The organism is Arthrobacter sp. SPT-J7 (genome assembly GCF_059089965.1).
The window spans coordinates 1-5,645 of the sequence record NZ_JBNHFF010000208.1 but is presented as its reverse complement, the minus strand read 5'-3'; the positions used below and the strand labels follow the sequence as shown (position 1 = coordinate 5,645).

Here is a 5,645-nt window from a genome sequence, read left to right as displayed (position 1 = left end):
AGTGAGCCGGCCAGTGCGGTCACGTCTTCGGAACTTAGGCCACCTGGAAAGTTCCCTACAAGCAACCTCGCTCGATGACCCATGTCGGGTTTTGCGGATACCAAGGGCCCGGCATGGCCTACGTAAGGGCCCAAGGGCACCTTGGTAGTCAAGCTGCATAGGCAGCACGGGAACCACTTCGCAGGACCGTCGTCCCTTGATCCCTTCCTGTTATTGCTCCTCCAACGAAGGGGCGAGATTATCGCGTAGTAGCACATTGCAGCGGACTTTGCTCTTCGTCCTAACTGGCGAATTGAGTCCGTGTCTGTCAATGACCACCAATCGGCCAGTTAATCGGCTCTTTACGGTTCATGGGAGAATTCATCCCCTACTTGAGTGTCATGCCGCCGTCCGGGCGGCACTTTGAACTGGTCCTGGGTACTTGACTGGGTAAGTGGGATTCTGGGCCGCGACAGTCTGGTCCGGTATTGCACCGGGCTTAGGCCCTTGAGCCTTGTGGAGATTCTTTCGGTGTTGTACCAGTGGTTGTAATCGTTCAGTGCTGTTGCAAGGGCGTCGGTGCTGAGGAAGCGGACGTGGTGGAAGAGTTCTTCGTTGAGATGTCCGAAGAAGTTCTCCATGACTGCGTTGTCGTAGCAGTTGCCCTTGCGGGACATCGACTGGGCGGCGCCGGCATCGTTGAGAAGGATCTGCCATGAGGCGTGTTGGTATTGGACGCCTTGGTCCGAGTGCACCAGCGGCTGCTGCCCCGGCTTGAGACAGGTTGGTAAAAGTTATAGCGCTTCCTTCGCCGGACCTTGCAGAACAGCTGAAGTGAGCGAGCATCAGTTTCAGCACGGTCTTCTTCGCAACCGCCCACCCTTGCCTGGTTAGCTCGCTGTGGATCCGGCGGTGGCCGTGGCGGCCATGGTTTGTCATGAAGATCTCCGTGACCGCGGCCTTGAGTGCTTCCTTCGGATCTGGGGACCGGAGCCGGGCCTGGTGATAAAAGAACGTCGAGTGGGCCAGGCCCGAAACCAGCAGCAGGACCGGGAGTGGGTAGTCAGCCTTGAGGGCAATGAGGGCTTGAACCTTCACTGTCGTTCCTGAGCCCTCCCAGATACGCCAACTCCGCGCGGAGCCGTTCGTTCTCCCGGCGCAAGCGTTTCCAGTTCGGTTAACTAACTCTTCGCATTTAGGCTTGGTTGGTCTGTTTAATTTGGTAGGGGCGATGGCCGCCGGCGGCGAGTAGGCATCTGAGTCTGTAGTTGGTGAAGTTGCGGAAGCCGCGGGCGATTCTGCGGGTGGTTTCGATGACGCCGTTGATCGCTTCGGTGGGGCCGTTCGAGGTGCCGCGGGTGTCGAAGTAGGCCAGGATCGCGGCCTTCCTTTGTTTGAGTGTCCGGCCGAGCCGGGCGATTTCAGGGATCGGGCAGGACGGGAATGACGCGATCACCTCGGTGACGAGTTCCCTGCCCTGCTCGGGTTTGGCGTGGTAGATGTTGCGGAGCTTCTGGTAGCACTGCCAGGCGAGTGTGACTTCGTGGCCCGGGTCCCCGAGGGTGAGTTTTGCATCGAGGCGTGCGGCCTGTTTGTCGGTGAGGTGTTCGGCTCCGATCGGCAGGGTCCGGCGGATCCCGTAAAGCGGGTCTCCCTTGCGGCCCCGGTGCCCGAGCGTGTCGTGCTGGACCTGCGGCGGACTTCATCGACATGGCTTAGCCGAGTTTCACGACGTGGAAGGCGTCCAGGACAGTGATGGTTTCGGGCAGTTCGTCGCGGGTCGCGTTGGCGTAGCCGCGGAAGGGATCCAGCGCTGCCGTTTTGATGCCGGCAGTGAATGCCTCGCCGCGGTCTCAAGCGAGTCTGCGTAAGCCTTCCCGGACCGGCCCGGAACGAGGTCCAGCAACCTTGCATATACCAGACCGTTCGCGTCGCGGGTGTGGTCCACGATCCCGGTGACCATGCCGGATCCGGGCGGGCCGGTGTGGTACCAGACATGCTCGTCGAAGCCGAGCGCATCCACGCCTGTCAGCCGGCCAGCCGTTGCGATCCGCCGGGCGACCTCTGCCTTGATGGCGTGCCAGGCCGTGTGCCAGGAGATGCAGAGCTGGTGGGCCAGGGCGCGGACCGAGGTGTCGAAGCGCTGCAGACCGTCAGTCGCCCATGCAACAGCCCTGGCAGTCAGTTTCGCCCGGAGCCCGGCCAACTCATGTTCTTCAGTGAAGGTGGTTCTGGGGCAGTCAGGATCCGGGCAGCGCCAGACACGCTTGGCCCTCAGCAGCCGCACCGGCCGCCCGAAACACGGGGTGTCATGGAGCCGGATCTGGCGGCGGCCGTGCCCCACCGCGACGACGCCGCAGTCCGGACAACCGCTGACGGTTTCGGCTGTCTCGACGTGCAGGACCAGGCAGGTCCCGGCCGCCGTCACTGAGCGGATGTGGATGCCTTCGACACCAAGAAGCGCGTCGGCCCGCTCGCACCAGCGACCGCCCGGGCAGGAAGTAGCATTGGGCATATCAGGGTCTCTCTTTAATTGGAAGCTTGGTCGCTACCAATTCAAAGAGGCCCTGACCTTTCTCCTCCTGCACTACGCCGCAGCGGCATCAGAACGCCTTACCGCCTTGGGCATCTGACGGCCCAAACCACGCTCATCTGCGAAGGGCCGTCAAAGGCGGTGCCAAGAAACGCCGCGAAAAGATAAACAAACGCAACCACACGCGCGGATCGCTAACTTAGCCGGCTCTTCGTGGTTGATGGTGAAACAGGTTCCGTGTCTTGAAAGCTGAAGGGCTCGTAGCCCTGCTGTGATGGATGTTCTCTACGCATTCATCAAGAGTCAGGAGCTACGAGCCTTGATCGAGCCTACTTCGCCGCGCCCCGATGCTGCCACCGCCATTTTTAACCTACCCGACTACCGCGTCACCGATGCAGAGATCCTCGCCTTCGGGCAGCGGCGGGTCCGCGTCGTGGCCACCATCGAGGCGGGCTGCCCGTCCTGCGGTGTGATCAGCGCCCGCGTGCATTCACGCCGGCCCCATCGTCTCCGCGACATCCCTGTCGCCGGCCCGGTGGAGGTTATTTGGGCCAAGCGAAGATTCTTCTGCGATGAGTATTTGTGTCCGCGCGGGACGTTTACGGAGGAGACCACCCAGGTCCCGCGCCGGGCACGATCCACCCGCCGGCTCCGCGATGCCCTGGTGGCCGCCGTGGTCGGATCGGGAAGGGCCGCGGCGGAGGCCGCGTATTCGTTCGGTGTCTCATGGTGGCTGGTCCAGCGGGCTATAGATTCTGCGGCGCTGACGCTGCCTGACGTTGATGCGCTGGCCCCGCGGATGCTCGGCATTGATGAACACCGCTACCGGTCCGTGCGGTTCTTCCGCGACCCAGCCACCAAGGCCTGGAAACGCTACGAACCCTGGATGACCACCATCGTCGATCTGGACACCGGGCAGGTCCTTGGCATTGTGGACGGCCGCGACAGCGAGGGCGTCGGAGACTGGCTGTTCGCCCGGCCGCTCGAGTGGCGTCTGGGCGTGCAGGTTGTCGCGATCGACCCGTCAGCGGCGTTCCGCAAGGCCCTGCGGATGTGGCTGCCGCGCACCGCCGTCTCGGTCGACGCGTTCCACTTGGTCAAGCTCGGCAACGACATGCTCACCGAAGTCCGGCAACGGCTCACCCAGCAGGTCCACGGCCGGCGAGGCCGCTCCATCGACCCGGTCTGGGCCAACCGCCGCCTGCTCCTGCGCGCCGGGGACACACTCCCGGACCGGGCCCGGGACAGGCTCACCACCGTGTTCGCCACCGACGATGCCACCGGGAAACTTCAGGCCGCCTGGCTGGTCAAAGAGCAGCTCCGCGCGCTGCTGGCAACCGGGTCCCTCGCCGACGCGGCCGCCGCGAAAGACCGCCTGCAGGCCCTGGTCGAACAGGCTGCCCAGCCGGAAACCAGTCGGCTCTGGCGCACGGTCTGCCGGTGGTGGAAAGAGATCGAGGTACTCATTGTCACCGGTGCCACAACAGCGAAGGTGGAAGCCAACAACACCGCGATCAAGCACATCAAAAGGACAGGCCGGGGATTCACCAACGCCCGCAACTACAAAACGCGTATCCTGTTGCGCAGTGCCGCCAGAACGGCAGCATGACCACCCATCACGGCAGACCAATCACCACGAACCGTGAAGAGCCACTTAGCCATATCACTATATTCTTAACCATGCATTCTGGGCGGCCTGACCACTAATTCCACTGGACCCATGTCTCCGTCGCGTAGATGATTTCTGACCGGCCAGAACATTTCATCTCTTCTATCTTCCATTGCGCGGGCCCGGCCTCCCGCACCTAGTCACCTTTCCGATGGCGGGGCTTAGGACGGTCAGGAATGATAGCTCGTAGTAGAAATATCAACCCTTTTGGCGAGAGCGGGGATTCCACTTTGCTGAGTCGCAGCGAAATCAGGACTACCAACGACCGGCAGCAAGCGGCGACAAAGACGGCCCCTGCTATTCCAAACGCCCCCCACTGCGGCCCCAAAAGAAGCGCAGAAAACGAAAGTACCAAGAGCTGAAGCAAGGTCGAGAGACTAGCGATCTTCTCGCGGCCGGTCATCATAAGAAAATAACCCGCACATGCAGCAGGTAGCTCTGCCACGGCGGCGGTAGCCATCAACGCTACGGCTATCCGTTCTTTCGCGTAAGCCTCGCCAAGGATCTGGAGGACTGGGTCACCCCAGACTATCAAGACGCCGGCAACGAGGGCACTCGGTAGCATCGTCGCCCACGTAACAGCGCTTAGGACCAGGGCCGCGTCCGGTCGTCCATGATGATGAGCTACTGCGTATCGGGGACTGGCGACTGTCCCTCCGGCCCAAGCCAAAGTCGCCCCTACTAACTGCGTGCGAAGTCCTGTCTCAATAATGGCCGTAGTAGCGACTCCAGCCAAAGGGGTTGTCAACAAGACTGGAGCTCTACTGGACAACGCGCTGAAAACTTGGTTCCACCAGAGGCGTCGAGCGAGCTGGCGCTCATCCGCGAATGACAGGATGGTGGGCCCCATTTCGGCATTCGATGCCCGGAGCAAACGGACAACCAGTGCGAACAAGCAAATCCACGCCAGGATTCCACTTAGCAAGTGTGACCCGACTACGAGAACGATATCCAAACGCCCAATGTAAGCCACGCTAGCCACACAAACAGTCAACGGAATCACATAGATAACAACTCCATCAAAAACCTGGCTTGTTACCAAGTATCCGTAGGCACGAAGGTAGGCAACCAAAATTGCTACATTAGCCCAGACGAGGCCGACGCTTGCGATCAGTAGCCACAACACGATTTGTCTGTCGTTGAGTCCCAAAAGAAGTGCAGCAAAAGCGCCCACCAACAGCGTCCCTAGCATAAGGGTTTCTATGACCGCCCTCATCATCAACCTGAAGGCATCGCGGCCAGAACCCGTCTCCAAGAGTACAGCCGTGCGTTTAAGAACGGCTATATTCCAGCCCATCGGTAGTAGGGCCCGCATCAGTACCCAAGTAGCGCTTGCCAGTGCGAAAACCCCGACAGTCCCTAAGTCGGTTACTCGGGCGATGAGAACAAAAAGGCCTAGCTGGGCTGCTATAGAGACTGCCCGAATGGACAAAGTCGCAATGACGCGTTTACCTGCCGGCACGG

At 61.1% G+C, this 5,645-nt stretch carries 2 protein-coding genes and 2 pseudogenes; 1 reads left to right on the top strand and 3 read right to left on the bottom strand.

Annotation, left to right across the window (positions count from 1 at the left end; all coding sequences use genetic code 11):
• Positions 1-341: 341 nt before the first annotated feature.
• The 3 genes and pseudogenes from AC5RWX_RS29460 to AC5RWX_RS29450 all read right to left on the bottom strand — a co-directional run bounded on the left by AC5RWX_RS29460 (position 342) and on the right by AC5RWX_RS29450 (position 2,494).
• Positions 342-734 (bottom strand): transposase, encoded by a 393-nt coding sequence (locus AC5RWX_RS29460; protein ID WP_494099771.1) that lies wholly within the window; start codon positions 732-734, stop codon positions 342-344.
• Positions 735-831: 97 nt separating this feature from the next.
• Positions 832-1,077, bottom strand: a pseudogene (locus tag AC5RWX_RS29455) (IS3 family transposase); the annotation flags it as partial.
• Positions 1,078-1,174: 97 nt separating this feature from the next.
• Positions 1,175-2,494 (bottom strand): annotated as a pseudogene (locus tag AC5RWX_RS29450) (ISL3 family transposase).
• 337 nt (positions 2,495-2,831) lie between these two features.
• Here AC5RWX_RS29450 and AC5RWX_RS29445 point away from each other — a divergent pair.
• A complete protein-coding gene (locus AC5RWX_RS29445) occupies positions 2,832-4,121 on the top strand; it encodes an ISL3 family transposase (RefSeq protein ID WP_494099770.1) in 1,290 nt (429 codons plus the stop codon).
• The last annotated feature ends 1,524 nt before the right edge of the window (positions 4,122-5,645 follow it).